Source organism: Pseudomonas sp. Pseusp18 (assembly GCF_059506005.1).
This window is the reverse complement of record NZ_CP169240.1, coordinates 2,311,009-2,337,186: the sequence shown is the minus strand read 5'-3', so window position 1 is coordinate 2,337,186 and position 26,178 is coordinate 2,311,009. Positions and strand designations below refer to the sequence as shown.

Annotated in this window: 26 protein-coding genes, 1 tRNA gene and 1 pseudogene; 13 read left to right on the top strand and 15 right to left on the bottom strand. The window is 58.1% G+C overall.

Annotated features, from left to right (window positions below; genetic code table 11):
* Window positions 1–107: 107 nt before the first annotated feature.
* Window positions 108–1,046, bottom strand: coding sequence for a LysR family transcriptional regulator (locus tag ACEN9A_RS10580; RefSeq protein ID WP_258673524.1), 939 nt, complete (start codon window positions 1,044–1,046; stop codon window positions 108–110).
* Window positions 1,047–1,149: 103 nt separating this feature from the next.
* On the opposite strand from ACEN9A_RS10580, the gene ACEN9A_RS10575 reads away from it, so the two are divergent.
* Window positions 1,150–2,892, top strand: a complete 1,743-nt coding sequence (locus ACEN9A_RS10575) for an amidohydrolase (protein WP_258673523.1) — start codon at window positions 1,150–1,152, stop codon at window positions 2,890–2,892.
* Window positions 2,893–2,996: 104 nt separating this feature from the next.
* On the top strand, window positions 2,997–3,734 hold the full coding sequence (locus ACEN9A_RS10570) for a TorF family putative porin (protein ID WP_019649203.1): 738 nt from the start codon (window positions 2,997–2,999) through the stop codon (window positions 3,732–3,734).
* Window positions 3,735–3,869: 135 nt separating this feature from the next.
* Here the strand turns inward: ACEN9A_RS10570 and ACEN9A_RS10565 are convergent, their stop codons facing one another.
* The gene (locus ACEN9A_RS10565; protein WP_258673522.1) at window positions 3,870–4,757 is read right to left on the bottom strand and encodes a Dyp-type peroxidase; all 888 of its coding nucleotides are present in this window, start codon (window positions 4,755–4,757) and stop codon (window positions 3,870–3,872) included.
* Window positions 4,758–4,985: 228 nt separating this feature from the next.
* Between ACEN9A_RS10565 and ACEN9A_RS10560 the strand changes: the two genes are divergently transcribed.
* Together ACEN9A_RS10560 and ACEN9A_RS10555 are read left to right on the top strand one after the other, a co-directional pair.
* Window positions 4,986–6,611, top strand: a complete 1,626-nt coding sequence (locus tag ACEN9A_RS10560) for an NADP-dependent glyceraldehyde-3-phosphate dehydrogenase (protein ID WP_019649205.1) — start codon at window positions 4,986–4,988, stop codon at window positions 6,609–6,611.
* A gap of 67 nt (window positions 6,612–6,678) precedes the next feature.
* Window positions 6,679–7,698: an FUSC family protein gene (locus ACEN9A_RS10555; RefSeq protein ID WP_258674166.1), complete on the top strand. Its 1,020-nt coding sequence runs from the start codon at window positions 6,679–6,681 to the stop codon at window positions 7,696–7,698.
* Window positions 7,699–7,706: 8 nt separating this feature from the next.
* Here the strand turns inward: ACEN9A_RS10555 and ACEN9A_RS10550 are convergent, their stop codons facing one another.
* Window positions 7,707–8,600: a DMT family transporter gene (locus tag ACEN9A_RS10550; protein ID WP_258673521.1), complete on the bottom strand. Its 894-nt coding sequence runs from the start codon at window positions 8,598–8,600 to the stop codon at window positions 7,707–7,709.
* Between the two features lie 135 nt (window positions 8,601–8,735).
* Between ACEN9A_RS10550 and ACEN9A_RS10545 the strand changes: the two genes are divergently transcribed.
* Window positions 8,736–9,173 carry an Lrp/AsnC family transcriptional regulator gene (locus ACEN9A_RS10545; protein ID WP_007941786.1) on the top strand — a complete coding sequence of 146 codons (438 nt, stop codon included), beginning with the start codon at window positions 8,736–8,738 and terminating at the stop codon, window positions 9,171–9,173.
* Window positions 9,174–9,261: 88 nt separating this feature from the next.
* Here the strand turns inward: ACEN9A_RS10545 and ACEN9A_RS10540 are convergent, their stop codons facing one another.
* Entirely contained in the window at window positions 9,262–9,933 is a 672-nt protein-coding gene (locus tag ACEN9A_RS10540) for a Bax inhibitor-1/YccA family protein (protein ID WP_018927616.1), read from the bottom strand.
* Between the two features lie 123 nt (window positions 9,934–10,056).
* Here ACEN9A_RS10540 and ACEN9A_RS10535 point away from each other — a divergent pair.
* Window positions 10,057–10,144, top strand: a tRNA-Ser gene (locus tag ACEN9A_RS10535).
* A 233-nt stretch (window positions 10,145–10,377) separates the two neighbouring features.
* Window positions 10,378–10,561: pseudogene (locus ACEN9A_RS10530) on the top strand (hypothetical protein).
* Between the two features lie 89 nt (window positions 10,562–10,650).
* On the opposite strand, the gene ACEN9A_RS10525 reads toward ACEN9A_RS10530, so the two are convergent.
* The 5 genes from ACEN9A_RS10525 to ACEN9A_RS10505 all read right to left on the bottom strand — a co-directional run bounded on the left by ACEN9A_RS10525 (window position 10,651) and on the right by ACEN9A_RS10505 (window position 15,153).
* Window positions 10,651–10,956 (bottom strand): NIPSNAP family protein, encoded by a 306-nt coding sequence (locus ACEN9A_RS10525; RefSeq protein WP_258673519.1) that lies wholly within the window; start codon window positions 10,954–10,956, stop codon window positions 10,651–10,653.
* A gap of 127 nt (window positions 10,957–11,083) precedes the next feature.
* The gene (locus ACEN9A_RS10520) at window positions 11,084–11,893 is read right to left on the bottom strand and encodes an NYN domain-containing protein (protein ID WP_258673518.1); all 810 of its coding nucleotides are present in this window, start codon (window positions 11,891–11,893) and stop codon (window positions 11,084–11,086) included.
* 338 nt (window positions 11,894–12,231) lie between these two features.
* The gene (locus ACEN9A_RS10515; RefSeq protein WP_258669015.1) at window positions 12,232–13,662 is read right to left on the bottom strand and encodes an IS1182 family transposase; all 1,431 of its coding nucleotides are present in this window, start codon (window positions 13,660–13,662) and stop codon (window positions 12,232–12,234) included.
* A gap of 187 nt (window positions 13,663–13,849) precedes the next feature.
* Window positions 13,850–14,386 (bottom strand): dihydrofolate reductase family protein, encoded by a 537-nt coding sequence (locus tag ACEN9A_RS10510; protein ID WP_018927610.1) that lies wholly within the window; start codon window positions 14,384–14,386, stop codon window positions 13,850–13,852.
* Window positions 14,387–14,553: 167 nt separating this feature from the next.
* On the bottom strand, window positions 14,554–15,153 hold the full coding sequence (locus ACEN9A_RS10505) for a TetR/AcrR family transcriptional regulator (protein ID WP_258673517.1): 600 nt from the start codon (window positions 15,151–15,153) through the stop codon (window positions 14,554–14,556).
* Between the two features lie 149 nt (window positions 15,154–15,302).
* Between ACEN9A_RS10505 and ACEN9A_RS10500 the strand changes: the two genes are divergently transcribed.
* From ACEN9A_RS10500 to ACEN9A_RS10480, 5 genes are all read left to right on the top strand, one after another.
* The gene (locus ACEN9A_RS10500) at window positions 15,303–16,403 is read left to right on the top strand and encodes an alkene reductase (RefSeq protein WP_258673516.1); all 1,101 of its coding nucleotides are present in this window, start codon (window positions 15,303–15,305) and stop codon (window positions 16,401–16,403) included.
* Between the two features lie 52 nt (window positions 16,404–16,455).
* A complete protein-coding gene (locus ACEN9A_RS10495) occupies window positions 16,456–17,244 on the top strand; it encodes an SDR family NAD(P)-dependent oxidoreductase (RefSeq protein ID WP_019649210.1) in 789 nt (262 codons plus the stop codon).
* Between the two features lie 81 nt (window positions 17,245–17,325).
* Window positions 17,326–18,195 carry an alpha/beta fold hydrolase gene (locus tag ACEN9A_RS10490; protein ID WP_258673515.1) on the top strand — a complete coding sequence of 290 codons (870 nt, stop codon included), beginning with the start codon at window positions 17,326–17,328 and terminating at the stop codon, window positions 18,193–18,195.
* Between the two features lie 59 nt (window positions 18,196–18,254).
* Window positions 18,255–19,253, top strand: coding sequence for an NADP-dependent oxidoreductase (locus ACEN9A_RS10485; RefSeq protein WP_258673514.1), 999 nt, complete (start codon window positions 18,255–18,257; stop codon window positions 19,251–19,253).
* Window positions 19,254–19,602: 349 nt separating this feature from the next.
* Window positions 19,603–19,764: a hypothetical protein gene (locus ACEN9A_RS10480; RefSeq protein WP_018927603.1), complete on the top strand. Its 162-nt coding sequence runs from the start codon at window positions 19,603–19,605 to the stop codon at window positions 19,762–19,764.
* Between the two features lie 269 nt (window positions 19,765–20,033).
* Here ACEN9A_RS10480 and ACEN9A_RS10475 read toward each other — a convergent pair whose 3' ends face one another.
* From ACEN9A_RS10475 to ACEN9A_RS10465, 3 genes are all read right to left on the bottom strand, one after another.
* Window positions 20,034–20,603, bottom strand: coding sequence for a DJ-1/PfpI family protein (locus tag ACEN9A_RS10475; RefSeq protein ID WP_258673512.1), 570 nt, complete (start codon window positions 20,601–20,603; stop codon window positions 20,034–20,036).
* Window positions 20,604–20,756: 153 nt separating this feature from the next.
* A complete protein-coding gene (locus tag ACEN9A_RS10470) occupies window positions 20,757–21,413 on the bottom strand; it encodes an HAD hydrolase-like protein (protein WP_258673508.1) in 657 nt (218 codons plus the stop codon).
* Between the two features lie 130 nt (window positions 21,414–21,543).
* Entirely contained in the window at window positions 21,544–21,768 is a 225-nt protein-coding gene (locus tag ACEN9A_RS10465; protein WP_258673507.1) for a hypothetical protein, read from the bottom strand.
* A gap of 2 nt (window positions 21,769–21,770) precedes the next feature.
* On the opposite strand from ACEN9A_RS10465, the gene ACEN9A_RS10460 reads away from it, so the two are divergent.
* Window positions 21,771–22,670, top strand: coding sequence for a DMT family transporter (locus tag ACEN9A_RS10460; RefSeq protein WP_018930051.1), 900 nt, complete (start codon window positions 21,771–21,773; stop codon window positions 22,668–22,670).
* 259 nt (window positions 22,671–22,929) lie between these two features.
* Here ACEN9A_RS10460 and ACEN9A_RS10455 read toward each other — a convergent pair whose 3' ends face one another.
* The 3 genes from ACEN9A_RS10455 to ACEN9A_RS10445 all read right to left on the bottom strand — a co-directional run bounded on the left by ACEN9A_RS10455 (window position 22,930) and on the right by ACEN9A_RS10445 (window position 26,177).
* The gene (locus tag ACEN9A_RS10455) at window positions 22,930–24,540 is read right to left on the bottom strand and encodes a gamma-glutamyltransferase family protein (RefSeq protein ID WP_258673505.1); all 1,611 of its coding nucleotides are present in this window, start codon (window positions 24,538–24,540) and stop codon (window positions 22,930–22,932) included.
* Window positions 24,541–24,621: 81 nt separating this feature from the next.
* Window positions 24,622–25,401 (bottom strand): amino acid ABC transporter ATP-binding protein, encoded by a 780-nt coding sequence (locus ACEN9A_RS10450; RefSeq protein WP_084320064.1) that lies wholly within the window; start codon window positions 25,399–25,401, stop codon window positions 24,622–24,624.
* A gap of 2 nt (window positions 25,402–25,403) precedes the next feature.
* A complete protein-coding gene (locus ACEN9A_RS10445; RefSeq protein WP_007941905.1) occupies window positions 25,404–26,177 on the bottom strand; it encodes an amino acid ABC transporter permease in 774 nt (257 codons plus the stop codon).
* Window position 26,178 lies beyond the last annotated feature (1 nt).

Sequence of the window (26,178 nt, the reverse complement as noted above, 5' to 3'; positions counted from 1 at the left end):
AGCTGTCGAGTGAAACGAGGCTGCGATCCCTTGATCTTGCTCTTTAAAAACAACATCAAAAGATCGCAGCCTCGTTTCACTCGTCAGCTCCTACAGGGAAAACTCGGTCAGTGACGCTTGCCGCAGCCATCATTCAACCCGCGAGAAGCCAGAAACCCTGCGATGTAATCGATAAAAGCCACGACTTTGGTGGTCGCTCGCCGATGGCTCGGGTACACCGCCAGAATGTGCGGGCCAAAGCTGTCGGGATCGATGTCGTAGTCCGCCATCACCCGCACCAGTCGACCGTCGGCCAGATACGGCGCAGCGCTCCATAGCGGCGTGTGCAACAACCCGCGTCCGGCCAGCGCATTGGCCAGCAGTAAGTCGTAATTGTCGCTGCGCAGCCGTGGCGCCTGGGGTTGCGGCAGGCTCAAGCGCTGCCCATCGCGCTCGGCCCACCAGAATTCGCGGCTGAGCAAGGGATGGCGATACAGCAACCATTCGTGCTCATCGAGGGTTTGCGGGGTGACCGGCAACGCCTTGCGCGCCAGATAGTCCGGGCTGCCACACAACGCCAGACGATTGCTGCCAACGACGCGGGCGATCAGCCCCGGCAGGTCGTCATGGCCTTCGCGCAGGGCCAGGTCGTAGCCGCTTTCCAGCAGATTGACGAACTCATCGCACAGGTCCACTTGCAGATTGATCTGCGGATACTGCTCCAGAAAACCGCCACACACCTGATCGAGAAAGGCTTGCCCATAGGCCAGTGGCGCGGTGATTTTCAGATTGCCGCGCAGGCCATGCTGCAACTGCTCGATTTCCTCGCCGGCCTCGTCCAGCCGCTGCAACACCTGACGCGCGGTTTCCAGGTAGAGCCGCCCCACTTCCGTCAGCAGAATCCGCCGGGTGCTGCGCTCGAACAGCCGGGCACCGAGCTCGGCCTCCAGGTGATTGACCGCTTTGGTCAGGGCCGACGGGGTCTTGCCCAGTTGCTCGGCGGCGCGGCTGAAACTGCCCAGTTGCGCCGTGGCCACGAACATTTTCAACGCACCCAGCTTGTCCATTCTTTTTCCATTCCGGCAAAAACGTTTTTCGTGAGTGAGGCGTTCTGTTGAGCATAAGCAGCCACTAATCTGGCCATCAGACGTAATAACAAGGAAACTTTCAATGAAAAGATTCATCCCGAATCTATTGATGGCCGCTGTGGCTTTTGCCTCGATGGAAGCCATGGCAGCGACCGATCTGGTGCTGCTCAACGGCAAGATATTCACCGCCGACCGCAACCAGCCCAAGGTGCAGGCCCTGGCGGTGCAGGACGGCAAAGTGCTGCAAGTTGGCAGCGATGCACAGATAAAAGCCTTGATTGAATCGCAAACGAAAGTGATCGACCTCGACGGCAAGACGTTGATGCCCGGCCTGATCGACAGCCATTCCCACGCGATTTTCGGCGGTCTGGAAATGGCCTCGGCCAATATGGAAGATGAGGTGGTCGGCCTCGATGAGCTGGAAAAACGCCTGCACGGATGGCGTGATGACGGCAAGGCGAAACACGGCGATGTGCTGAGCGTGGCCGGCATGAGTTCGGCGTATTGGGCCCAGGCCGAGGCCCTCGGCAAGAAATTCAACAGCGGCGAATGGGCCAAGGTGCCCGTGGTATTCACCGGCAGCGACCACCACACCGCCTGGGCCAACAACGTCATGCTCGAACGCGCGGGCATCGACGCCGCCCTGCTGCAAAACCTGCCGGCTGCCGAACTCGACACCATTGGCAAGCTTGCCGACGGTAGCCCCAACGGTTTTCTGGTGGACGCCGGTTGGGATCGGGTTGCGTTAAAAATGCCCGCGCCCAGTGCCGCCGACATGCTGCGCGCCGCGCAAACCGCTGTGCGCTACAACAACAGCCTGGGCATTACGGCCTGGATGGACCCCGCTGCCAACGCCGCCCCCGGCGAGCCGGTGTTTGCCCTTAAACCCACAGAGAAAACCGTCGGCGTACTGCCGGTGTACAAAGCGCTGTCGCAAAGCGGTGGCATGACCGCCCACGTCGCGGCGCTGCTGGTGGCCAATCCGAAAAGCATACCGGCCGATCTCGACACGCTGGACAAGGTCCGCCAGCAATTCCAGGGCATCCCCAACCTGACCCTGCCCGGCATCAAGATCTTTGCCGACGGCGTGATCGAATACCCGGCCCAGAGCGCGGCGATGATCGATCCTTACACCAACTCGCAAAAACAGGGCGAGTTGCTGATCGATCCGAAGCACTTCGGCGAACTGGTCAGTGCCATCGATCAACGCGGCTGGCGGGTGCATATCCACGCCATCGGCGACCGCGCGGTACGCGAATCCCTGAACGGCATCGCCCAGGCGCGCAAGGATCGCCAGAGCGGCGTGACTCACTCGATCACCCACTTGCAAATGGTCAACCCGAAAGAGTTTGCGCGGTTCAAACCGCTCAACGTCATCGCCTCCATGCAGTTGCTCTGGGCCTCCGCCGACGATTACACCCTGGACATGATCAAGCCTTACGTCAGCGCCCTCGCCTTCCGCTATCAGTACCCGGCGCACTCGCTGCTCAAACAGGGCGCGACGATCGCCGGGGCCAGCGACTGGCCGGTGTCTTCGCCCAATCCGTGGAACGCCATGGCCCAGGCGATCACCCGAAACGGCCCGTTGGGTGTGTTGAACGCCGACGAACGCATCGACCGGGAAACGATGTTCTACGCCTACACCCTCAACGCCGCCCGCACTATCGGTCTAGAGAAGCAAATCGGCTCGTTGAGCCCCGGCAAGCAAGCCGATTTCATCGTGCTGGACCGCGACGTGTTCAGCGTCGATGAGAAAGCCCTGCACGACACCCAAGTGCTGCAAACCTGGTTCGCCGGTCGCGAAGTCTACGCCCCGACACTCTGAGAAAAATCGCCTGTACACGCTGCCCAACTCCGCGTTCATCGCTGGGGTCTGGAGCAGCTTTGTCTCAAATCTGCCCATAACAATCACAACAAAGGCACTGCACCATGAAAGCGTTCACCCTGTTCGCCCTCGCATCCTTCAGCCTGTTGCCCCTGGGCAGCCAGGCCCTGCCCTTGAATGACGACTTCGCCGTGCTGGTCGACCTGACCCTGGCCAGCGACTATCGCACTCGCGGTATTTCGCAAACCCAAAACGACCCCGCCGCGCAAGCCGGTGTAACCCTGGCCCACAGCAGCGGCCTGTACCTGGGCGCCTGGAGTTCGAACGTCGATTTCGGCGGTGGCCTGAAAACCCGCCAGGAAGTCGACTACTACGGTGGTTGGCTGTGGCAGGCGACCGACGCCATCAGCCTGGATGTCGGCTATCTCAAATACGCGTATCCAAAAGAGAGCCAGTTCAATCAGAGCGAGGTCTACGGGATTCTCGATGTCTATGGCGTGAAACTCGCGGCCTATTACTCTGCCGATGCACCAGGCATCGACAGCAAACAGAGCACGTTGTACCGCTACGTTGGCTACGAAACCGAATTGCCCTATGGGCTGGGGCTGAAACTGCGCTACGGCGAAATGGACTTCAAAGACCCGCGCCTGTATTCGGCCTCGGGGCATGGCGAGGAGGCTTATCACGAGTGGGAGGCGAAGCTGACCCGCGAAGTGGCCGGGGTGCTGCTGGGGTTGAGTTACATCGACACCGATTTGTCGAAAAGCCAATGCATCAGCAACTGGGGGTTCGACGATGTGTGCAGCGCGACCCTGGTGGCGAGTGTCAGCAAATCGTTCTGACTGCCGCACACGCTCTACGCAGGCCGGGATCTTTTGGCGACGTCAAGGTGACCAGGAGCAAGATCAAAAGATCGCGGACTTCGCCTGAATCTGTAGGCGCTGGCGAAGCCTGCGATCTTTTTCTGGTTTCGCTATTTAGCCGACACGCAATGCGCGCAGGTCGAGGCGACCGTCCTTGAGCGGCGGGCACCAGTAGTAGCCGCCAGTGATCGGTCGGCTGATGCGATACAAACCGTCGGTGATGCCGTCTTCCAGACCGCTCATGCGCCGCAGCTGGGCTTCGAATGCATCGAGGGAAAAACCGAACGCCAGGAACATCAGGCCGGCGCGATCGCCTTCGATCCACGGCATCGAGCGACGGACCACGAAGGCTTCAGGTGCGAAGCTTTCCTGGGCGGTGCGTTTGACGTGGGCAGAGATTGGCGCATCGTCGAGTTCTTCGTTGTCGCTCAGGCGCCGCCCCATGATGTTGTCCTGCTCATGGGACGGCATCGCGTGGAAGCCTTTCAAGTCATGCTGCCATTGCTGGATCGCGGCGAAGCTGCCACCGACCAGCCCCTCAGCCCCCTCGCCCAGCAGCGCGGCGGCTACAGCGGCCTCATCATGAGGGTTTTCGGTACCGTCTTCGTAACCGGTCAGGTCGTTGCCGGTCATGTGGCGGAAGGTTTCGTTCATCTGCACCAGACGCAGTGCCGGTGCCAGCGCGGCTTCGATCGCGTGGCTGCGATTGAGCAATTCGCCACGGTCAACACCGTGCAGCCAGCACCAGAGCGCGTGTTGGGTCGACGGGTTGTCGACACCGACACCGACCAGCGCAGGAAAGGCGCGCAAGCCGTCGATCTGCGCGTGCAGCGCCTTGACCAGGGACTCACCGAAACCGACCACCGCCGACTTCCCGTCCACCAGGCGCATCAGGTTATCCAGCGCTGCCGGCAGTGCCTCAGCGGATTCGAGGGCGAAGAACATATGACGAGCTTGAGGCGGAACTGGGGTGGCGAGAATGCCCGGCTGGTAGTAACTCATATGAACTCCTTTAGAAAGAGCGTGAAGTTTAACCGGGGGATCATTACTTGTGTGCTTTCAAGGACAAAAGATCGCAGTTGCTACGGGCGCTTTCATGCGCAGATGGCCGACAGATTCACGATCCACAACGCCGAGCAAAAAAAACCATAAGATGAGTCATGACAAGCAAGGTAGAGGTCTGCTAAAACGATTCATCAGTGCATCACCCAATCCAGACGGGGTAGCGACATGACCACAGCATCGATCCTTGGCAACCTGTTTCCCACCGCCGACAGCATCCCGGAAAAGTACCGCCTCAATGGCCAGACCGAACAGCGCGAATACCTGGTCGACGGTGAACTGAAAACCTGGTCCGGCCCCCTCGCCCAGGTGCGCAGCCCGGTGTACCTGAGCGGCGCGAATGGCGATGAACAAGTGATCCTCGGCAGCACGCCGCTGCTCGATGCCGACACCGCACTGACCGCGCTCGACGCGGCTGTCCGCGCCTATGATCGGGGCCAGGGCCTGTGGCCGACCATGCGCGTGGCCGAGCGCATTCAGCACGTCGAAACCTTCCTCGGTCGCATGCGCCAGCAGCGCGATGCGGTGGTCAAGTTGCTGATGTGGGAAATCGGCAAGAACCTCAAGGACTCGGAGAAAGAGTTCGACCGCACCTGCGACTACATCGTCGACACCATCAACGCCCTCAAGGAACTCGACCGCCGCTCCAGCCGCTTCGAACTGGAGCAGGACACCCTCGGCCAGATCCGCCGCGTTCCGCTGGGCGTGGCGTTGTGCATGGGGCCTTACAACTATCCGCTGAACGAGACCTTCACCACGCTGATTCCGGCGCTGATCATGGGCAACACCGTGGTGTTCAAGCCGGCCAAGCTTGGGGTGCTGTTGATTCGTCCGCTGCTGGAAGCCTTTCGCGACAGCTTCCCGGCCGGGGTGATCAACGTCATTTACGGCAGTGGCCGCGAGACCGTCAGCGCACTGATGGCCAGCGGCAAGATCGATATCTTTGCGTTTATCGGCACCAACAAGGCCGCCAGCGACCTGAAAAAACTCCACCCAAGGCCTCACCGCTTGCGTGCGGCACTGGGCCTGGATGCGAAGAACCCCGGCATTGTGTTGCCTGAGGTGGATCTGGACAACGCGGTCAGCGAAGCCGTCACCGGCTCCCTGTCGTTCAACGGTCAGCGTTGCACCGCGCTGAAAATCCTCTTCGTCCATGAAGACGTAGTCGAGGCGTTCATCGAGAAATTCAACGCCAGGCTCGCCTCACTGAAACCCGGCATGCCGTGGGACAGCGGCGTGGCCCTGACACCGCTGCCGGAGGCGAGCAAAGTCGATTATCTGCATTCGCTGGTGGCGGACGCGGTCAGCAAAGGCGCCGCCGTGGTCAACCCCAATGGTGGTGAGTCCCGGGCATCGTTCTTCTACCCGGCCGTGTTGTACCCGGTGACACCGCAGATGCGCGTCTATCAGGAAGAACAGTTCGGCCCGGTCGTGCCGATCGTGCCTTACCGTCATCTGGACACCGTGATCGATTACGTCCTGGAATCCGACTTCGGCCAGCAACTGAGCATCTTCGGCACCAACCCGGTGGCGGTCGGCAGGCTGGTGGATACCTTCGCCAACCAGGTCGGCCGGATCAACCTCAACGCCCAGTGCCAACGCGGCCCGGACACCTACCCGTTCAACGGCCGCAAGAACTCCGCCGAGGGCACGTTATCGGTGCACGATGCGCTACGGGTGTTTTCGATCCGGACCCTGGTGGCGACCAAGTTCCAGGAAAGCAGCAAAGAGCTTCTCAGCGAGATCATCAGCGGCCGGAACTCGAGCTTCCTGACCACCGACTATATTTTCTGAGGACACCAGACTGAGCATCATCAAAGGCCTTCGACTGCCGCCGCTGTTGCGCCGAATACTGCGTCCATTGCTGGACCCGTACCGGCGCTACCGCCACGCCAAACTGATCCATGCGGTGCGGGTTTCGTTGGGGTTGCTGGCGACGATTCTGCTGACCACCGGCATCCATCTGCCCCACGGCGAATGGGCGTCGGTGACCATGCTGGTGGTGATCGGCGGCTTGCAGCACCACGGCAATATCGGCAAAAAAGCCGCCGAGCGAGCCATCGGCACCTTGATCGGGGCCGGTGTCGGCTTGTTGCTGGTGGCGCAACAGGCCTGGCTCGGGATGCCGTGGCTGACGTATTTCGCAATGTCGGTGGTGTGCGGATTTTTCTCGTACCACGCCATCGGCAAGGGTGGTTATACGGCGCTGCTGTCGGCAATCACCGTGTTTATCGTTGCGGGGCATGGTGACAACCCGGTCACCGATGGCCTGTGGCGCGGGGTGGATATTCTGATCGGCATCGCCCTGGCACTGGCTTTCTCCTTCGCCCTGCCGCTGTACGCGGTGTACTCCTGGCGCTACAACCTGGCCGATGCGTTGCGCGACTGCGCGGCAATCTACGGCCGTATCATCAACGGCGAGTCAGTTGCCGCTGACGAGCACCTGAAGCTCATGAATCGCTTGAACACAGTCATGGTGCAACTGCGCTCACTGATGCCCTCGGTGTCCAAGGAAGTGCGGGTCTCCATGACCGAACTCGATGCGATTCAACGCAATCTGCGGATGTGTGTCAGCATCCTGGAGATCCTCGGCAATAGCCGGCCGAATGCCGATGACTCTGAGGCAATGGCCCATCTGCAATCGGCACTGAAAACCGAGCACCGACTGATCCGGGTGCAACTGATCGGTATGGCTCGGGCATTGAAATCGGGCGCTTCACAACGGCTCAGCCGGCCAGCCGAACCGCCATTGGACTCTACGCTTGATATGCCAGTCTGCAGTCCGCTGGATGGCTACCGATTGCTGACCCGACAATTGACCGCGAACATCGGCGAGATGCGCCAGCGTCTGGCGAAAACCGCACCGCGCTGGAACATCTGAGAGGCCGTTTATTGTGTAGCCACCCGCCGAAGCTTCAGGCCCCAACCCTGTTGCATCCCGGCGGCAGCCAGCAGAATCGCGGCGACACCGATCCATTGCAGCGGCTCCAGGCGATGGCCAAAGGCGAACCAGTCCACGAAAATCGCCGCAATCGGATAAATGAACGACAACGCGCCGGTCAGGGCGGTCGGCAGCTTTTGAATTGCCCCGTAGAGCAGCACATACATCAAACCGGTATGCACGATACCCAGGGTCACCAGGCTGGCCCAGGCACTGGGCGCTTGCGGTATCGCCGAGAAGTGCGCAAAAGGCGCGAGCAACAGCACGCCAGTGCAGACCTGGATCAACGCGATCAGATGCGGTGGCGTGCCGGTCAGGCGTTTGATGATCAACGCGGCAATCGCGTACAGGAAGGCAGCACCCAAGGCCAGAGCGATCCCCATCAGGTAATCGTTGCCACCCTCGCCTTGCTCGCCATGTGCGCTGACAATCGCCAGCATCCCGAGAAACGAAATGCCCAGCCAGAACAGTTTTTGCAGGGTGATTTTCTCCCCGAGAAACAGCGCGGCCAGCCCCACCAGCATGAACGGCTGGACGTTATAAACCGCCGTGCCGATGGCAATCGAGGCGCGAGAATAGGACGCGAACAACAGCACCCAGTTACCGACAATCGCCACACCACTCAGTACGGCCAACAAGAACGTGGTGGACGTCAAAATGCCAGGGCGCAGAAAGCCGAACGCTGCGCAGATCAGCAACAAGGTGGCGGCACCGAAAACGCAGCGCCAGAACACCACGTCCAGCACCGGTTGCCCGGACACCAGCACGAACCAGCCAATGGTTCCGGAAATCAGCATGGCGGCGGTCATCTCGAATGAGCCGCGACGTAGTGTTCTGTCCATCATCAACCTCCTGTGCTTGAGGCCAAAGTATGCCAATCCGCCGGGGGGCTTCTCCAGCGCAAAAAGCAGGCTAAACTCGGTATCTGCCTTTTTTATCAAGGCTTATCCAGCCGATTGCCTAACAGGGGATTCGCCATGACCGACGACATCGACCAAGTGCTGATCAGCGCATTGATGGAAGACTCCCGCCGCTCGCTCAAGGCCCTGGCACAGATCAGCGGCCTGTCCTCGCCCAGCGTTGCCGAGCGCCTGCGTCGCCTCGAAGAACGCGGCGTACTCAAGGGCTATACCGTCGAAATCGACCCTAAATGCTTCGGCTATCAACTCCAGGCCATCGTCCGCATCCGCCCGTTACCGGGCCAGTTGCAGGAAGTGGAACGGCAGATTCAGGCGATCCCCGAATTCACCGAGTGCGACAAAGTCACCGGTGACGACTGCTTCATCGCCCGCCTGCATGTGCGCTCGATGGAACAACTGGACACCCTCCTCGACCGCCTCAACACCCACGCCGAAACCAACACCGCCATCGTCAAGAAAACCCCGATCAAGCGCCGGCTGCCACCGATGGCGTGAGTGCTGTTTGGTTCGCAAAGACGTGGATACCCCGATTCCCAGACGATAAAAAACCCGCCGAAGCGGGTTTTTTACTCAAGGCTGGCGATCAATCATCGCGGCCCATGATGCCGAACAGTTGCAGCAAGCTGATGAACAGGTTGTAGATCGATACATACAGGCTGATGGTCGCCATGATGTAGTTACGCTCGCCGCCGTGAATGATGGCGCTGGTCTGGAACAGAATGCAGACCGAGGAGAACAGCACGAAACCTGCGCTAATCGCCAGTTGCAGACCGCTGATCTTGAAGAAGAAGCTCGCCAGCGTCGCACCCAGCAGCACGAAGAAACCGGCCGTGATGAAACCACCCAGGAAGCTCATGTCCTTACGGGTGATCAGCACATAAGCCGACAGGCCGCCGAACACCAGCGCGGTCATCGCGAAGGCCGAGCTGACCACTTCCGCGCCGCCCTGCATGCCCAGGTAACGGTTGAGGATCGGGCCGAGCAGGAAACCCATGAAACCGGTCAGCGCGAACGCAGAAACCAGGCCCCACGCCGAGTCACGGAGTTTGTTGGTGAGGAAGAAAAGGCCGTAGAAGCCGATCAGCACCACGAAGACGTTCGGGTAACCGACACGCATCTGCTGTGCGACAAACGCCATCACGCCGCTGAATGCGAGGGTGAGGGCGAGTAGGCCGTAAGTGTTGCGCAGGACGCGGCTAACCTCTAGCTGCTCAGCCTGCACGCTGTTATTAACTGCGTAATCCTGTTCGCGCATGGCGACACTCCTGTTGGTTTGAAACGTTCAGTCGCAAAGATCATAACAGACGCTCTGTAACAAGCCATGCAGAGAGTTTGACAGTGTGTTTCATTCAGGTATTATGGCGCCCGCAACGCAAACGGAGGTGTGGCCGAGTGGTTTAAGGCAACGGTCTTGAAAACCGTCGACTGTAACAGGTCCATGAGTTCGAATCCCATCGCCTCCGCCATCTTATGTACGACAAAGCCCTGATTATTCAGGGCTTTGTCGTATCTGGGGGTTGGCGGCAATCTCGCCGTTGGGCATGTGTTCCATAACTATTATTGACGTGTTCCAGAACTCAGCAGCTGCCCCCCTCCTCCGGCGTCCTGCCGATCGTTAAAAATCCTTCATGTAACGCGATGCCACGCTGTCCTTAAAACCGAGGATTAGCGATGCCACAATTCAAACCTTCTCCCCTCCCTGCCATACAAGATCAACGAAAATCAACTCGCTCTCGAAGCCGCCATCCTGGAGCGTTCCAACTGGGTCGAGGCTCATGACTCGGCTGACGCCCACCGACAATTTGCGTGGTGCCTTGGACACCATCGACAAGAACGAGGAGTTCATCAAGCTTACGCTCGCAGTCCCGATGGCACCGGAGTGACGACGGCTACTTTTCCTTGGCTGAAAATGACTGCTATCAGCCAAAAGCCGCCTTTTTGGTGGCCCGCGCGCGGCCGAAAACACGTCAGCTCAATCCAGAATGGGACGAAGGAAACTGCGCTCATAGCTCAGGATGAATTTTTGCTCGGTGGCCTGCGTCACCAATTGAACACACTCCGGATCAACTCCGACCTCCCTACGATACTGCTCATAATCTGCCAGGCTGGAAAAGCTGAATAGACAGTAAGCGATGTTGTTGGCGCCTTCGGCTGGTAGAAAGTAGCCATGGTGGTTTCCTCCCATACGGGTCACCACACGAATCCAATGGCGAGAATAGCTTTCGAAAGCCGGGAGCTGGTAGGGATCGATTACATACCTGACGTGGCAAGTGATCACTGGATCATTCCTTTGAAAATGGGGAAGCCGCTATTCTACGCACGCCATAAGCTGAGTCGTCGATGGCAGTCTGGGGGCGATTTCAGCCCATCTCAACAGGGCCAGGAGCGGTCGTTGGTGATGAGTGCTATGAACTCGGCTGTCGGTGCCGGGCATAGAGTATTGAACCGCCCACTCCCGACGTTCCTCTAGTTTGCAGTTCAAACGTATCCGGATAACCCTTGATCAACTCACTGAGCTTTTTATAACCATGGGTGCGAGGGTCGAACTCAGGTCTCAATTTGGTGATGTTGGTGCCCAGCGCACCCAAGTGAGCCCAGCCGTCCTCATCGGCGATGTCATCCAAGATCTTTGCGATGAAACTTACTGGCGCCTTAGGTAGCTTTTTTACCTCTGGCGTACTGACGACTTTGACGGCCTCAATTTCGGCGGGTGGCTCGGGTTCGGGTCGATCATTTCCATTGCTCGCAGCAACAAGCACTTCGCCGCGCAGCAATTCGGTATAGATGAACTTGTCGCAGGCCGACACGAACGGTCTCGGGGTTTTTTCTTCACCAAACCCATAGACCGTCAAACCTTCCTCTCGTAACCGAGAAGCGAGGCGAGTGAAGTCACTGTCGCTCGAAACCAGGCAGAAACCGTCGAAGCGTCGGGTATACAGCAGGTCCATTGCGTCGATGATCAAGGCACTGTCTGTTGCGTTTTTACCTTTGGTGTACGCGAACTGTTGGATAGGCTGAATCGAATGGTCGAGTAGCACCTTTTTCCATCCACCCAACTGAGGGCCAGTCCAGTCGCCATAGATCCGCTTGACGTTGGCGACACCGTACTTGGCGATTTCCTCGAATAAACCTTCGACAATTGCTGCGGGGGCATTGTCGGCGTCGATTAACACTGCCAAGTGTTTTTGCGCGGGGGTGGGTGCGTGGATGGCCATGGATTGTCCTACGTTGAGAACTTCAAAATACCGTTAAATCATGGACGAACAAAGGAATTACCGCTGCGCGCTAGAGAGCGTATTTTGCCAACGGCTTCGGGTTTGCAGTTACGTGCTAAGCGAAACCGATTAGCCAACTCAATCGACCGATAGCAGCCGATGGGCAGAGGCTGCTTAGGGTCCAGAGTGTGTAAAAACGCTAGATCCCGTTTCGATCTTCAAGGCTGAGAGGCAGTCCCGCTTCGCAGCCTGATCAAGGGCACGATGCCTTACTGATGAGCTAAACCGGTCCCGGCAATGCTCCAGATCATTGGGAGAAGTAAAAAACAGGCCGGCTTTTATGCCGTTAACGCCTTCATCAAGTGATGGGTACCGATGATTTTCATGACCCGTTTCATGTTGTAGGCGAGCACATTCAAACTCATCTCCGCACTCACCCCGGCCAGCTTTCGGGTCAGGAAGTGCGTCGCACCCATCCATTGTTTGAGCGTCCCGAAGGGATGCTCAACCGTCCGTTTTCGGACTCGCATCATCTCCGAGGCTTTGCTCAGCCGAAGCTGCATTTCCTCCAATACGGTTTCATGCTCCCAGCGTCGAACTCGTCGTTCCGTGCTCGGTGTGCACTGCGATTTCAACGCGCAGCCCTGGCATTTCGAACTCCAGTAACGATGCAACTTCAGGCCTTTTTCAACGTAGGAATAGTGCCAGATCAGCGCTTCTCCAGCCGGGCAAATGTATTCGTTTTTTGCCGCGTCATAGATGAAGGCATCGTTATTGAAGCGCCCGTCAGCCTTGGCTCCGGAGGTCATCGGCTTGGGCACATAGGCGGTGATGCCTGCATCGTGACAAGCCAGGATTTGTTCGCTTTTGAAGTAACCTCGGTCAGCCACTACCGACAACGTATCTGACGCCATCGCCTCGCGGGCCTGCTTGGCCATCGAGCTGAGTTGGTCGCGGTCGGAACCGACGTTAGTCACCTCGTGAGCAACGATCAAATGGTGCTGAGTATCGACCGCAGTCTGCACGTTGTAGCCGACGATTCCCGCGCCGCGCGTCATCATGGAGCGGGCATCTGGATCGGTCAGTGAGACCTGTTTATCCGGCGATTCATTGAGCTGGATTTCGATCGCCTGAAGCTCTTTCATTTGCGTTTTTAGCTTGGCGATTTTCTCTTCCAGTCGCACCGCGCTGGGCTCGGAAGCTGTTGGTTCTTGCCGATCGGCAGCATCGAGTGCCGCTAGATAACGGTTGATACTCGATTCAATTTCTTCCATTCGCCGTTTCAGTTTGGCGCTGGTGAAATTGCGGTCGCGGTTGTTGACTGCTTTGAATTTACTGCCATCGACGGCGACCAGATTTTCTCCGAATAGTCCCAACTGCTGACACAGCACGACGAACTGGCGACAGACGCCTCGGATGGCTTTGCTGTTGTCTTTTCGGAAGTTGGCGATGGTCTTGAAGTCCGGCATCAAACGACCGGTCAACCACATCAGCTCGACGTTGCGTTGAGCTTCTCGCTCCAAACGTCGGCTCGACTGGATGCGGTTGAGATAGCCGTAGATGTAGATCTTTAGCAATATCGCGGGGTGGTAAGCAGGCCGGCCAGTATCGGCTGGAATGGCACCGTCAAAACCCAGATTGACCAGGTCGAGTTCGTCGACAAAGACGTCGACTACGCGCACCGGATTGGTATCGCTGACGTAGTCGTCGAGGCTCTCGGGAAGTAAGGTGCCTTGGCCTCGATGTTCACCTTGGATGAAGCGCTTCATGGGCGATCCCTGCGATGAAATCCTCAGAAATCATAGCAAGTGTTCGCGAAGGCGTTTTTACACACTCTGGGCCGGTTGCAGCCTTGGCGACAGGCAGAAACCGACCAGTAGTGGTCATTTAGACGACAGTACCGTGGACGAGATGCCATCTCACCCTCGTTTTTGGATCGGGCCTCCCTCCGGAAAATCAAGGAACCAACTGATAGGTTGACTGCACTAGACCGGAAGGAAAACACCGGCTATTTACTAGCTTCAATTCAATGTCCTGCGTAAGGGCCCCGAACAATGGTCTTCCCGACCCAATCAGCACGGGAACAGTGGTGATCACCATATCGGCGACTAACCCGTCACGCAGGAATGACTGCACCAATTGCCCGCCATCGACATAGACTCGATGCACACCTTGCCTCGCCAGTTCCGCCAGCAGGTCTGAAGGAGTGAGGTTGGAAAAACGCACTTTTCCCTCTAGCGCATTAGGCACCTGTGAATCGGCCAACTGTTGAGACAACACGATTACTGGCAGGTCGTAGAACCAAGTGTCGAAGGTCAGCACTTTCTCATAGCTCCCCCTCCCCATCACGATAGCATCCTTATCGGCGATGAAGCCCAGGTAGCCGTGATCCTCACTCTGATCATCGCGCTGCAATAGCCAGTCAATGTCACCGTCGGACCTGGCGATATAGCCATCTAGACTGATGGCGATGAAAACATGTGCAGTAGTCATAGAAGTTTCCTTATTCAGACGACGCATGACTGACCGCAAAGAGGATAGCAAAACTAATATATAGCTAGATTTCTTAGCTGGTTTTCTACAAATCCCGCTCAAATCAAATTGGTCAAAAAAGTGTGTAGCGTATTTTGATCGCGCGGATAGGCGGTTCACGCTTTGAATTAATCTCCCTTCAACACCGGTTCAACTTCATCGACCGGCAACGAAGCAAACATTTCAGCGCGACAAACCTCAAGGATCTCATCCGCGAGTGCAGAATCATCCGGGCAGGCACGCGACAAAATAATCGCGCCGACAGCACGAGACAGCAGGTCAATCATTTTCTTTCTCCCCTCTCCCGCCTCGGCATCCGGTCCCGTTGGATATTTCTCTCCCAGCGTTTGCAGGGTGTGTTCAATGCCTTCGGCAAATGTCGTTTTCACATCATCCGATTGACGCGCCGCGTCGCCGCACAACGCGGCCATGGTGCAACCGCTGCCACGTCCGTCCCGATGTTCTCGGGTCACATAGACGTTGATGAAGCCCGGAACATCGAGCGCTTGGGCGCCTGTCAGCGATTTGGCAAGACTGCAGGCCGAGGCTTCGGCCATCAGGTCGGCCTTCGACCCGAAGTGCTTGTAGAAGCCTCCATGGGTGAAACCGGCAGCCGCCATGAGATCCGCCACACCGACGCCATCAAAGCCGCGCTCACGGAACAGCTCTGAGGCCGTTTCAACGATGTGCTCTCGATTGGCCTGCGCCTGGGCCTTGGTCACTCTCACGTGCAATACCTCGTGTTTACCGGGAAATCATGCGTCCAATCATACATAGATGCTGGTCATAATCAAAACCGTTGACAGTTTAGATTTCGATCATCATCCTAATTGCACGCAACACCGATCTCCATCAACGGGCACGGAAGAAATACCAGATGACCAATCAGAATCTGTTCACCCCTTACACCCTTGGCAGCCTAACGCTGTCGAACCGGGTAGTCCTCGCGCCGCTGACACGTAACCGCGCAGGCCAGGGCTTTGTCCCCAGCGAGTTCGCGGCCACCTATTACAGCCAACGCGCCAGCGCCGGCCTGCTGATCAGCGAAGCCACGCAGATTTCCCGACAGGGCCAGGGCTATCAGGACACCCCCGGGATCTACACGCAGAAGCAGATAGACGGCTGGCGCACCGTGACCGATGCCGTCCACGCCAAGGGCGGAAAAATCTTTCTGCAACTGTGGCATGTCGGCCGTGTGTCGCATGTTGATCTGCAAGAAAACGGCGCCGCTCCTGTGGCCCCTTCTGCACTGCGCGCCGCCACCAAAGTGTTCGTCAACAACCGTTTTGAAGACGTCTCCGAGCCGCGCGCACTGGACATCAGCGAACTGTCGGGGATCGTCGCCGATTTCCGCCAGGCCGCGGCAAACGCGGTCGCCGCCGGGTTCGATGGTGTGGAGATTCACGGTGCAAACGGCTATTTGCTGGATCAATTCCTCAAGGACAGCGCCAATCTGCGTACCGACGCTTACGGCGGTTCGATTGAAAATCGTGCGCGCCTGTTGCTCGAAGTGACGGCGGCGGTCGTTAATGAAATCGGCGCGGATCGCACCGGTGTGCGCCTGTCTCCGGTTTCGCCGGCCAATGGCGTATCCAGCAGCGATCCGCAGGCGCAATTCGATTACGTCGTTGAACAACTCGACGCCCTCGACGTGGTTTATCTGCACGTGGTCGAAGGCGCGACCGGTGGCCCGCGCAACGTGGAGCCCTTCGATTTCGGTGCCCTGCGCCAGCGCTTCAAAAACACCTACATCGCTAACAACGGCTATGACCTGGACCTGGCGACTTCGAAGCTCGCTGAAGACCAGGCCGACCTGATCGCCTTCGGTCGCCCGTTCATTGGCAATCCGGATCTGGTGGAGCGCCTCAAACGTGGCGCGCCGTTGTCCGCGTTCAATCCCGCCACCCTCTATGGCGGCGGTGCGGCTGGCTACATCGACTACCCGACGCTGGCTGAATCGAGCGCCACCGCAAGCTGAGCCATCAGTGATCGCGCTTTCTGTTTCACACATCCTGAAAGAGAGATACCCCATGAGCACCCGCCCTACTGTTCTCATCACTGGCGCCTCCACTGGCATTGGCGCCGTTTACGCCGAACGCTTCGCGCAACGCGGTCACGATCTGGTACTGGTCGCCCGCGACCAGGCACGCCTGGACGCACTTGCAGCCCGGTTGCGCAGCGAACACGACGTCGCCGTCGATGTCATTGCGGCGGACTTGACCCAACTCAGCGATCTGACAACCGTTGAAAGCCGCCTGCGCGACGACGCCCGCATCGGCATCCTCGTCAATAACGCCGGCGCCGCGCTGTCCGGTAACTTCATCGACCAGAGCACCGACAGCGTTGCGCAACTGGTCGCCCTCAACACCACGGCGCTGGTGCGGCTCGCCAGCGCCATCGCCCCACGCCTGGCCAAGGCAGGCGACGGCGCGATCATCAACATCGGTTCGGTGGTAGGCCTCGCGCCGGAGTTCGGCATGACGGTCTACGGTGCGACCAAGGCATTTGTGCTGTTCCTTTCCCAGGGCCTGAGCCTGGAACTCTCGCCTCAAGGCGTCTACGTGCAGGCCGTGCTGCCCGCCGCCACCCGCACGGAGATCTGGGATCGCTCCGGCGTCGACATCAACACCTTGAGCGAAATCATGGAAGTGGGCGATCTGGTGGATGCCGCCCTAGTCGGTTTTGATCGTCGCGAACCCGTGACCATCCCGCCGCTGCACGAAGCGGAACGCTGGGATGAGCTGCAGAGCGCACGTCAGGGCCTGCTGGGGCAAATCCGCCAGTCTGCAGTTGCCCAGCGCTACCAGACCCAACCGTGATCTTTTGGTAGCGAGCATTCGCGCCGGATTCGATGCAGGCGCAAGGCACTGCATCGAACCCGGCCACTGTCCGGAGTAGCAATGAATCAAACGCAGACAAATTCCCCCTCGGGTTCGCCGACGTCGTTCATAAACGCGGCGAATCAGTCGATCACGGTCAACGGCATTCCCTTCGCCTATCGCGACATCGGCCCCCATTCCGGCGTGCCCCTCGTACTGTTCAACCATTGGGGCGCGGTGCTGGACAACTTCGACCCCGCGATCATCGATGGCCTTGCACAAACCAGACGCGTCATTACCACCGACTATCGCGGCATCGGCGGCTCTGGTGGAAGCGCACCACTGACCGTCGACGAAATGGCTGACGATGCCATCCAGCTGATCCATGCGCTGGGGTTGGAAACCGTTGATGTGCTCGGTTTCTCCCTCGGCGGTTTCGTCGCTCAGGGCATCGCCCTGAAGGCGCCTGATTTGGTGCGGCGTTTGATTCTGACCGGCACCGGACCAGCCGGCGGCAGCGGTATCGACAAGGTCGGCTCGGTGACATGGCCATTGATGCTCAAAGGCTTGCTGACCTGGCGCGATCCGAAGTTCTACCTGTTCTTTACTTCGACGCCCAATGGCCGTCGATCCGCCTCGCAGTATTTACAGCGCCTGAAAGCACGCAAAAAAAATCGCGACAAAGGCCCGACGCCCAGCGCTTTCCTGCGGCAGTTGAAAGCCATCACCGCGTGGGGCAAACAGCCGCCGCAAGACCTCGGGCGCTTGCGGACGCCGACGCTGATTGTCAACGGCGACAACGACATCATGGTGCCCAGCGTTCACTCGAGTGCACTGGCAAAGCGTATCCCCAACGCACAACTGGTGATTTATGAGGATGCCGGGCACGGCGGCATTTTCCAACACCACGTTGACTTTGTGGCCAAGGCGCAGGCGTTCCTCGATGCCTGACAATACGGCGCAGCAACGCACCGGCTACCCTCCTTACAATCGAAAAGAGCCGCACCACGATGAAAGCATTTCTAATTAATCGCTATGGCAAGAACCCCGGGCGGATTGGCGAAGCTCCCGCCCCCGCAGTGAGTGCCCACGACGTTTTGATCGAGGTACACGCCAGCAGCGTCAACGTGCTGGATTCGAAGATCAGCAAAGGCGAATTCAAGCTGATCCTGCCCTACTCATTTCCGTTGATCCTGGGTAACGATCTGGCAGGCGTCGTGATTGAGGTGGGCTCGAAGGTGACACGCTTCAAACCGGGAGACGAAGTGTACGCTCGCCCACCGGAAGCTCGTATCGGCACGTTCGCCGAATTGATCGCCGTGAACGAGAACGCGATCGCCCTGAAACCTGCCAATACCAGCATGGCACAAGCCGCGTCCCTCCCCTTGGTTGCATTGACCGCCTGGCAAGTGCTGGTCGAAACCGCCCAACTGAAAAAGGGTCAGAAAGTGCTGATTCACGCCGGCTCCGGCGGCGTCGGCACCCTCGCCATCCAGCTCGCCAAACACCTCGGTGCCTTTGTCGCTACAACCACCAGCACTGCGAATGTCGAATGGGTGAAGGCATTGGGGGCCGATTTGGTGATCGACTACAAACAGCAGAACTTCGAAAGTGTCTTGCACGACTACGACGTAGTGTTGAACAGTCTCGGTGCCGATGTCCTGGAGAAGTCACTCAAGGTGCTCAAGCCAGGTGGCCAGCTCATTTCCATCTCTGGGCCACCCACTGCGCAGTTCGCGCAGGAGCAAGGGTTGTCCTGGCCATTGAAGCAAATCATGCGCCTGCTGAGCCTCAGTATTCGGCGCAAGGCCCGCAAGCAGGACGTCAGCTACAAGTTTGTATTCATGCGGGCCAACGGCACCCAACTGCAACAAATAACCGCGCTCATTGAGGCCGGCATCATCAAACCGGTGATTGACCGCGCCTTCCCCTTTGAATCAACGGCAGAGGCGTTGAAGTATGTCGAGCAGGGACGAGCCAAAGGCAAGGTCGTTGTTTCGATCAAATGACTACGCCGCCTATCGATGAGTCGACCGAAGAGCCCGAGCAACTTTTAGCACAGCAGCATTCTTCATCCGGGCTGAGCGAGTTGACGACACTAGAGTTGCCGAAACAGGAAGCGCAGCAAACGGACGTCGTGCCTGTTGCACCAACTGTGATCCTATGGCGCAGTTTGATGCTTAAGCAGTAGATCTCGGCCTCGCCACAGCCACCGTACAAAGCACATTCATAATCAGTTTGGCGACTCTCTCTGTAGCACAATTGACGAACCCGAGGATGAATATACGTTCATCAAAAACATTGTTCTATGCGTCTAGCCTGTGGGTTCCGACATAGTGAATACAGGAGTAACCCACCATGTTCTCGCACGAAAGCATCCCGCTGATCATCATTTTCATCATCCTGCTGCTTGGCGTGCTTACCGCCGTCCTCCATCCGGTACATGCGTTCTATAGCTGGCTTCAGAGGCGCAGGGAAAAATCATCCGTCGAGATCGCGAAAGAGGTGGATTCGCGCTGAATTTTTTTAACGAGCCCGGCTAAGTCCGGGCATTTTTTTGAAGCTTTCGGGCCGATTCTGTTGAAAAAGTCGGCCTTGGTTTGCGCATCAGAAAAGTACGCGTCCGAGATTGAAATCCGAGTCCTGAACCTTCTGCCCAAAACACAGATTTAAATCTCAGGCACGTACTTTTCTGCCGTGGAAACCGAAGCCGACTTTTTCAACAGAATCGGCCAAGAGCGGACACTCGAGCACATCACCTGGTTGGCTGTTTTTTCATGACGAAGCGGTCACCCGTGTTCTGCTGCCAACATTGACCTGAACTGAGAAATGATCTCTGAAGATAACCCGGCAGCTTCGAACACTGCACAGGTAAAGCTAACGGGTGCAGGACCTGGCGCAGTTATGATGCGGTCAGCAACCACAGCTACTGGACTGCTTCGATAAAGCGAGGCCCCTTCATAACCTGCGGCATTCTGTTGTAAAAAGTCAGCGCTGTTCGAGGTATGAGAAACCGTGTCGAGAAGCCCGGCTCTCGCAAGTGCCAGCGTTCCCCCACAGATACCGGCAATTGTCGCGCCACTTGAACGACTAGTATGAAGAAAGTCCCGAATATCCGGTGCATCTGCACGTTCCCAGATCATTCCACCGATGACGACAACAACGTCCGGTTTCCAGTCCAGGCATTGTTGCAAGCTGCAATTCACAGTTACTTCCAATCCACCCTGCGAGCGGAACTGCCCCGTAGTAGAGGTGAAAAACCTAACGTCGATCCCGTAGAACGGGGATGCGGTTCCTGCAATGAAAGCATATTCCCAGTCCGCAAAACCGGGTGTCAGTATCAATCCCACGCGTGCCATCAGTCAGAATCCTCCATGAAAACGAATAACATAAAGCGACAACACATAGGTCTCAACGGCTGCCTTGGGTCGAAAGTTTCCCCTCACCACTGACAGCTCTCGGCCAGAGGCTGATTGTTGGAATCGGCTGAAATCGCCACTCAGTGGTCAAGCCTATAAACTTGCGGATGACTCAAGGTGCGTATCACTTCCTGCCAGTCGCCGTAATTCGCTCACATCGGCGAACCACTCATGGGACTGAAGACTGTGGAATGCATCATATGCTCCATACCCCCAGGCGACCGCACCAAAGGCGATACCGGCAGTCGCTGCTGCTTCACCATCCGTAGGCTGGTCGCCGATGTAGATAACTTCCTCTTGCGCCACGTCGAATTTGCGCATGACGCGGCGCAAGCGAGACGCCTTGCCGAAAATGGAGGCGCCGCACTCGAAGGCCCGGATATGTTGACAGCTGGAGCCCAAAATTTGCGTGATATTTTCTTGGGAATTAGAAGACACCACCGCCAGAATCAGTCCTCTCTCGTCAAGATGGGCGAGGGTATTGGCGATGTTATTAAACAGTGGGATCGAGCTTCGATGTTTCTTCATCAAGCTCATGAAGGTTCGCGCCACCAGAGGCAACTTCCAGCGAGGCATTCCGATATGAGCCATGATCTCCCGAGCCCCCTGCTTGCGCAGACCGTCCAACTCTTGCGGGTGAATTCGACTGAATGCGTGTCTGTCAGCGACCTGGTTGAACACTGAAACAAAGAACGGAAAGGAATCAGCGAGCGTGCCGTCGAAGTCGAAAATGGCAAGCCGGTATGACATGTGAAAGCTCCTTCCTGTGGTGGTGGCAGCCGAGTCCAGGCGGCTGCTTGTGCTGGGCGAGTAATTCACCCGGTTGGTGGGAAAGGCGCATTATCCCTGCTACGGAATCTGCCCGGAAGGAGTAAGTGGCTTAACGCTGTTGCCGTATCTGACTACCTTCAAGGCCTTGACTTGATTTATCGAACTCGCCGAGCATATTCCGATGATTGCCAAGGCCAAAGTCGTTTTTCTCGCCACCCGCAATCACCTCAACCATCCGCTTCAGCACGCCTTCACGGCGATGCACGGGAGTAAACGTCCCGTCGATGTGGGGCGGCATTCTATCGAACGACAAATCAGCGACAGGGATCGTCATCAATGCAATCTACTTTCAGCAAAGGCATCATATTTGCCCTCTCCGCCGCGGCACTGAACGCAACGATCGGTGTACTCAGCAAAGTACTCATGAGTAATGGCTTCACCGCCAGCAGTGTCGCTGTCATCAAGACCGTACTGGGTTGCATGCTTCTCTCGATCTTACTGCTTTTCCTCAAGCGCCCGGCGTCGACGACCAAATGGACTCAGGCGGCTATCTGCGCATTCCTTGGCATCTTTGTGCTGTTCCACTTCGAAACGTCCGCCTATCGACATTACGCTGCAGCAGGTGTGGTGGTTGTGCTGATGGCCAGTGCCTCAATTTCCTCGATCATTCTGGGGCGCATTTTCCTCAAGGATGCCATCACCGCGAACGCTACCGTGGGCGCCGCACTGGCTATCGCTGGGATCGCGGTGATCTTCGGCGCCGACCTGCAGCAGGGCTTTACCTTACAAGGTGCTGCGCTAGCCTCCATGGCCGGCTGCGGCTATGGGGCCTTTTCGGTTGCCATGAAGCGGATGGGTGTGTCGGGGGGGCTGCACTTCACGCGGCAATTGTTGTTCTTTGGCAGCCTGTACCTGCTGATGCCGGCAGCGGCCGATGGTTTCGCGATCGGCGAGCTGTCGCCGCTGGCGATCGCCGCACTGCTGGCGCTGGCCGCGCTGCCGACAATCCTGGGCTTCTTCTGCACCACCAAGGCCATCGAATATCTCAAGCCATCCCAAGTGCAGGCGCTGGAGCTGACCGAGCCGTTGTTCGCCGCGCTGCTGGCGTTTGTGGTGCTCAATGAAGTACCGCGCGAAAGCCTGTACGCAGGGGCAGTACTGATCATCGTCGGCCTGTGTTTTTCCAATGAGCTGATCCGCTTGGGCAGCAAAGCATCCGTCCCTTCGACCGAGTGAGCTACTTTCGGATCCTGATTGTTTTAGCAATCAGTGGTTTTGAAGTGTTTTCAGGGCTTTGTCGTTTCTGGGGATGCGAGCGAGCAGCCCCTCTAAGCCCCAGCAATCTCCACTGAACCTACCGCGCCCCAACCACGTCCAGTCGAACAAAGCTGGAGAACACGCGAGGCCACGCTGTGCATCAGTTCCGCGCACGGATGCACAGCGTATTTTTCACGCAGAAGAGACCGAGTCGTCTTCGTTTGTTTTCAGCTACCCGTTACCACACAGCAATATGGGAATCGGCCCGCGGCTCGGTGCCGCCGCACAACACACCGGTGTCAGGGTCGCGGATGATGATCTGCCCTCGGCCATAGTTGATCAGGTCGCAATCGACCTGAACCTTATGTCCGCGCCGGGCCAGCGAAGCGGCCAAGTCCCTCGACGCCCCCTGCTCGATGCCGACTTTCATGCCTCCCAGCCATTGCCATCGCGGTGCGTCCAGCGCCGCTTGAGGATTGAGACCAAAATCCACCAGGTTCATGACCATCTGCACATGGCCTTGGGGCTGCATGTAGCCACCCATGACGCCGAACGGTCCCACCGGCGCGTCACCTTTACTGATGAAGCCAGGAATGATGGTGTGGAAGGTCTTTTTGCCCGGTGCCAGGCAGTTGGCGTGGTCAGGGTCGAGACTGAATTCCTGCCCACGGTTCTGCAAGGCGATGCCGCTGTCTGGCAGCACCACGCCGGAACCGAAGCCGTGGTAGTTACTCTGGATGAAGGACACCATATTGCCCTGCGCATCTGCCGTGGCCAGGTACACCGTACCGCTGGCGTGAGGATCACCGGGATCAGGTTGCTGAGCCTGATCAACGATCTGTTCACGGCGTTGGCGGCTATAGGTGTCGCTGAGAAGATCAGCCACCGCCACACGCATGTGCAGCGGATCGGTGATGTAATGCAGGCCATCGCTGTAGGCCAGCTTCATGGCTTCCAATTGACGATGCCAGGTCTGCTGGCTGTCTCGGTGATCGAAGTCGAAACCCTGGAGGATTTTCAGGGTCATCAGGGCCACCAATCCTTGCCCGCTTGGAGGGATTTCCCACACATCGTAACCGCGGTAATTGATGCTGATCGGGTCCACCCATTGGGCGCGATAGTCCTGCAGGTCGCTGGCTCGCAGGTAGCCGCCGGTGGCGCGGGAATGGGCATCCAGCCGCTGAGCCAGAGCGCCGCGATAAAGGCTTTCGCAAGCACTGTTCGCCAGTTCTTCCAGCGTTCGGGCTTGCGCCGGATTGCGGAATAATTCACCGGCCTTTGGCGCACGGCCATCAATCAGGAACGTGTCGAACCAGGCGTCTAGCACCGGGTCTCGATGGGGGCTGAATTCATCCAGAGCAGTCTGCCATTGTCGGGCGACCACCGGCGACACTGGGAAGCCCTCCCGGGCCAGACTGATCGCGGGCTGCAGCAACTCGGCAAAGGGCAGCTTGCCGAACCGTCTGGACAACTCCGCCCAGGCCGAAGGGCAACCGGGCACCGTGACCGGCGTCCAGCCATAAAGCGGCATCTGCTCGTGACCACACGCCTTGACTGCATCGATCGTCAGTGCCGCCGGCGCTTGGCCGTTGCCGTTCAGTCCGTGCAATTGGCCTTTGCTCCAGACCAGAGCAAAGGCGTCGCCGCCCAAGCCGCAGCCGGTGGGTTCAACTACCGTTAGCGCCGCCGCTGTAGCGATCGCGGCATCAATGGCATTACCGCCGTTGCGCATAATCTCGATGCCGGCCTCGGCGGCCAGTGGCTGTGAAGCCGCGACCATGCCACGGCGGGCAAACACACTCTGACGTTGCGACGGATAGGGATATTCGTGGGCAGAAAATTTCAACATGGCAAAAGCTCTTCCAAACAAAGATTCATTGGCCGCAGGTATCCGGTTCCATTACCGGGTAAGAAAGACCCGACTGAAAAGTCACAGCACACGGCTGAGAAAGGCCTGAGTTCGCGGGTGTGTCGGTCGACTGAAGATCTGCTCCGGCGGACCCTGCTCAATCAGTTCGCCCTGATCGAGAACCACCACGCGATCAGCGACTTCCCGGGCAAAACCCATTTCATGGGTGACCACTACCATGGTCATGCCGTCATCGGCCAACTGCTTCATCACCTGCAGGACCTCGCCGACGGTTTCCGGATCCAGGGCGCTGGTGGGCTCGTCGAACAGCATGGCTTGAGGTTTCATCGCCAGCGCCCGGGCGATTGCCACGCGCTGCTGCTGTCCACCGGACAACATCGATGGATAATGCATGGCCTTGTCCGCCAGGCCGACCCGGGCGAGCAAGGCCCGGGCCTGTTCCAACGCTTCGGCGCGTGGCACACCGAGCACCTGGATCGGTGCCTCAATGATGTTTTCCAGCGCGGTCATGTGGGGGAACAGATTGAAACGTTGAAAGACCATGCCGATGTCCCGACGCTGGCGAGCGATGTTGCGCTCGGAGTCGCGCACCAGGCTGCCGTCGGCGCGCTCGCGGTAGCCCATGGAGCGACCGTTGACGCGTATGCGCCCGCCTTGAATGTCCTCCAGCAGATTAATGCAGCGAATGAAGGTGGTCTTGCCTGAACCCGATGCACCGATCAACACCACCACTTCACCGCGCCGCACCTGCAAGGAAATCCCCTTGAGAATCTCCAGGTCGCCAAAAGACTTATGAATGTCCAGGGCCTCGATAATCAGTTCTTCACTTTTGTGCGCCATGCTTAACGCCCCCTAAGCAATTTGAGCGTGCCGCGGCCAAACATGCGACTGCCGGCTGCTGGCGGTGCGGGTCGATCGGACTGTCCGAAACGCGCTTCCAGCCAACGCTGGAAGAAGCCCCAGAGGGTGGTCAGCAGCAGGAAATAAATCGCCACCACCAGGTACAGTTCAAATACCCGGAATGTCGCCGACGTGACCATTTGCGTACTCAGCAGCAACTCCTGCACACCAATCACGCTGACCAGCGTCGTGTTCTTGAGCATCACGTTGAATTCGTTGCCCAACGGCGGAACGATGACCCGGAACGCCTGAGGCAAAACGATACGCCGCATCAATTTGGCGAAGGTCATGCCCAGCGAACGCCCAGCCTCGTACTGACCCTTGTCCACGGCGCCAATCCCGGCACGAATGATCTCGGCCATGTAGGCGCCTTCGTTCAGGCCCAAGGCGATGATCGCTGCCTGAATATTGCCCGGCACCACCAAACCAAACAGTTCCACGTCCTCGAAACGGAAAATGCCGCCGGCCGCCAAAGCGGTATAGAGAAAAACGATTTGCACCAACAGCGGCGTGCCGCGCATCAGCCACACATAAAACCGTACCGGCAGGTTGAGCAACGGGTTGCGCGACAGACGCATCAGCGCCGCCGCCAGCCCCAGCACGCAGCCCAACGCCATTGCCAGCACACTGATCAGGCAGGTCAACCAGAGCCCAGTGAGGTACACCCCGCTGGGCTGCAAAAGGTATTGCCAGAACACATCCCAATTGAAATTCATC

Coding starts and splice junctions, on each gene's coding strand:
- ACEN9A_RS10485 (WP_258673514.1), top strand. CDS start 18,255: ATGAAAGCATTTCTAATTAATCGCTATGGCAAGAACCCCGGGCGGATT.
- ACEN9A_RS10540 (WP_018927616.1), bottom strand. CDS start 9,933: ATGCGCGAACAGGATTACGCAGTTAATAACAGCGTGCAGGCTGAGCAG.
- ACEN9A_RS10500 (WP_258673516.1), top strand. CDS start 15,303: ATGACCAATCAGAATCTGTTCACCCCTTACACCCTTGGCAGCCTAACG.
- ACEN9A_RS10445 (WP_007941905.1), bottom strand. CDS start 26,177: ATGAATTTCAATTGGGATGTGTTCTGGCAATACCTTTTGCAGCCCAGC.
- ACEN9A_RS10580 (WP_258673524.1), bottom strand. CDS start 1,046: ATGGACAAGCTGGGTGCGTTGAAAATGTTCGTGGCCACGGCGCAACTG.
- ACEN9A_RS10475 (WP_258673512.1), bottom strand. CDS start 20,603: ATGGCACGCGTGGGATTGATACTGACACCCGGTTTTGCGGACTGGGAA.
- ACEN9A_RS10510 (WP_018927610.1), bottom strand. CDS start 14,386: ATGACTACTGCACATGTTTTCATCGCCATCAGTCTAGATGGCTATATC.
- ACEN9A_RS10570 (WP_019649203.1), top strand. CDS start 2,997: ATGAAAGCGTTCACCCTGTTCGCCCTCGCATCCTTCAGCCTGTTGCCC.
- ACEN9A_RS10495 (WP_019649210.1), top strand. CDS start 16,456: ATGAGCACCCGCCCTACTGTTCTCATCACTGGCGCCTCCACTGGCATT.
- ACEN9A_RS10470 (WP_258673508.1), bottom strand. CDS start 21,413: ATGTCATACCGGCTTGCCATTTTCGACTTCGACGGCACGCTCGCTGAT.
- ACEN9A_RS10490 (WP_258673515.1), top strand. CDS start 17,326: ATGAATCAAACGCAGACAAATTCCCCCTCGGGTTCGCCGACGTCGTTC.
- ACEN9A_RS10550 (WP_258673521.1), bottom strand. CDS start 8,600: ATGGACAGAACACTACGTCGCGGCTCATTCGAGATGACCGCCGCCATG.
- ACEN9A_RS10455 (WP_258673505.1), bottom strand. CDS start 24,540: ATGTTGAAATTTTCTGCCCACGAATATCCCTATCCGTCGCAACGTCAG.
- ACEN9A_RS10575 (WP_258673523.1), top strand. CDS start 1,150: ATGAAAAGATTCATCCCGAATCTATTGATGGCCGCTGTGGCTTTTGCC.
- ACEN9A_RS10450 (WP_084320064.1), bottom strand. CDS start 25,401: ATGGCGCACAAAAGTGAAGAACTGATTATCGAGGCCCTGGACATTCAT.
- ACEN9A_RS10565 (WP_258673522.1), bottom strand. CDS start 4,757: ATGAGTTACTACCAGCCGGGCATTCTCGCCACCCCAGTTCCGCCTCAA.
- ACEN9A_RS10480 (WP_018927603.1), top strand. CDS start 19,603: ATGTTCTCGCACGAAAGCATCCCGCTGATCATCATTTTCATCATCCTG.
- ACEN9A_RS10520 (WP_258673518.1), bottom strand. CDS start 11,893: ATGGCCATCCACGCACCCACCCCCGCGCAAAAACACTTGGCAGTGTTA.
- ACEN9A_RS10460 (WP_018930051.1), top strand. CDS start 21,771: ATGCAATCTACTTTCAGCAAAGGCATCATATTTGCCCTCTCCGCCGCG.
- ACEN9A_RS10560 (WP_019649205.1), top strand. CDS start 4,986: ATGACCACAGCATCGATCCTTGGCAACCTGTTTCCCACCGCCGACAGC.
- ACEN9A_RS10465 (WP_258673507.1), bottom strand. CDS start 21,768: ATGACGATCCCTGTCGCTGATTTGTCGTTCGATAGAATGCCGCCCCAC.
- ACEN9A_RS10545 (WP_007941786.1), top strand. CDS start 8,736: ATGACCGACGACATCGACCAAGTGCTGATCAGCGCATTGATGGAAGAC.
- ACEN9A_RS10515 (WP_258669015.1), bottom strand. CDS start 13,662: ATGAAGCGCTTCATCCAAGGTGAACATCGAGGCCAAGGCACCTTACTT.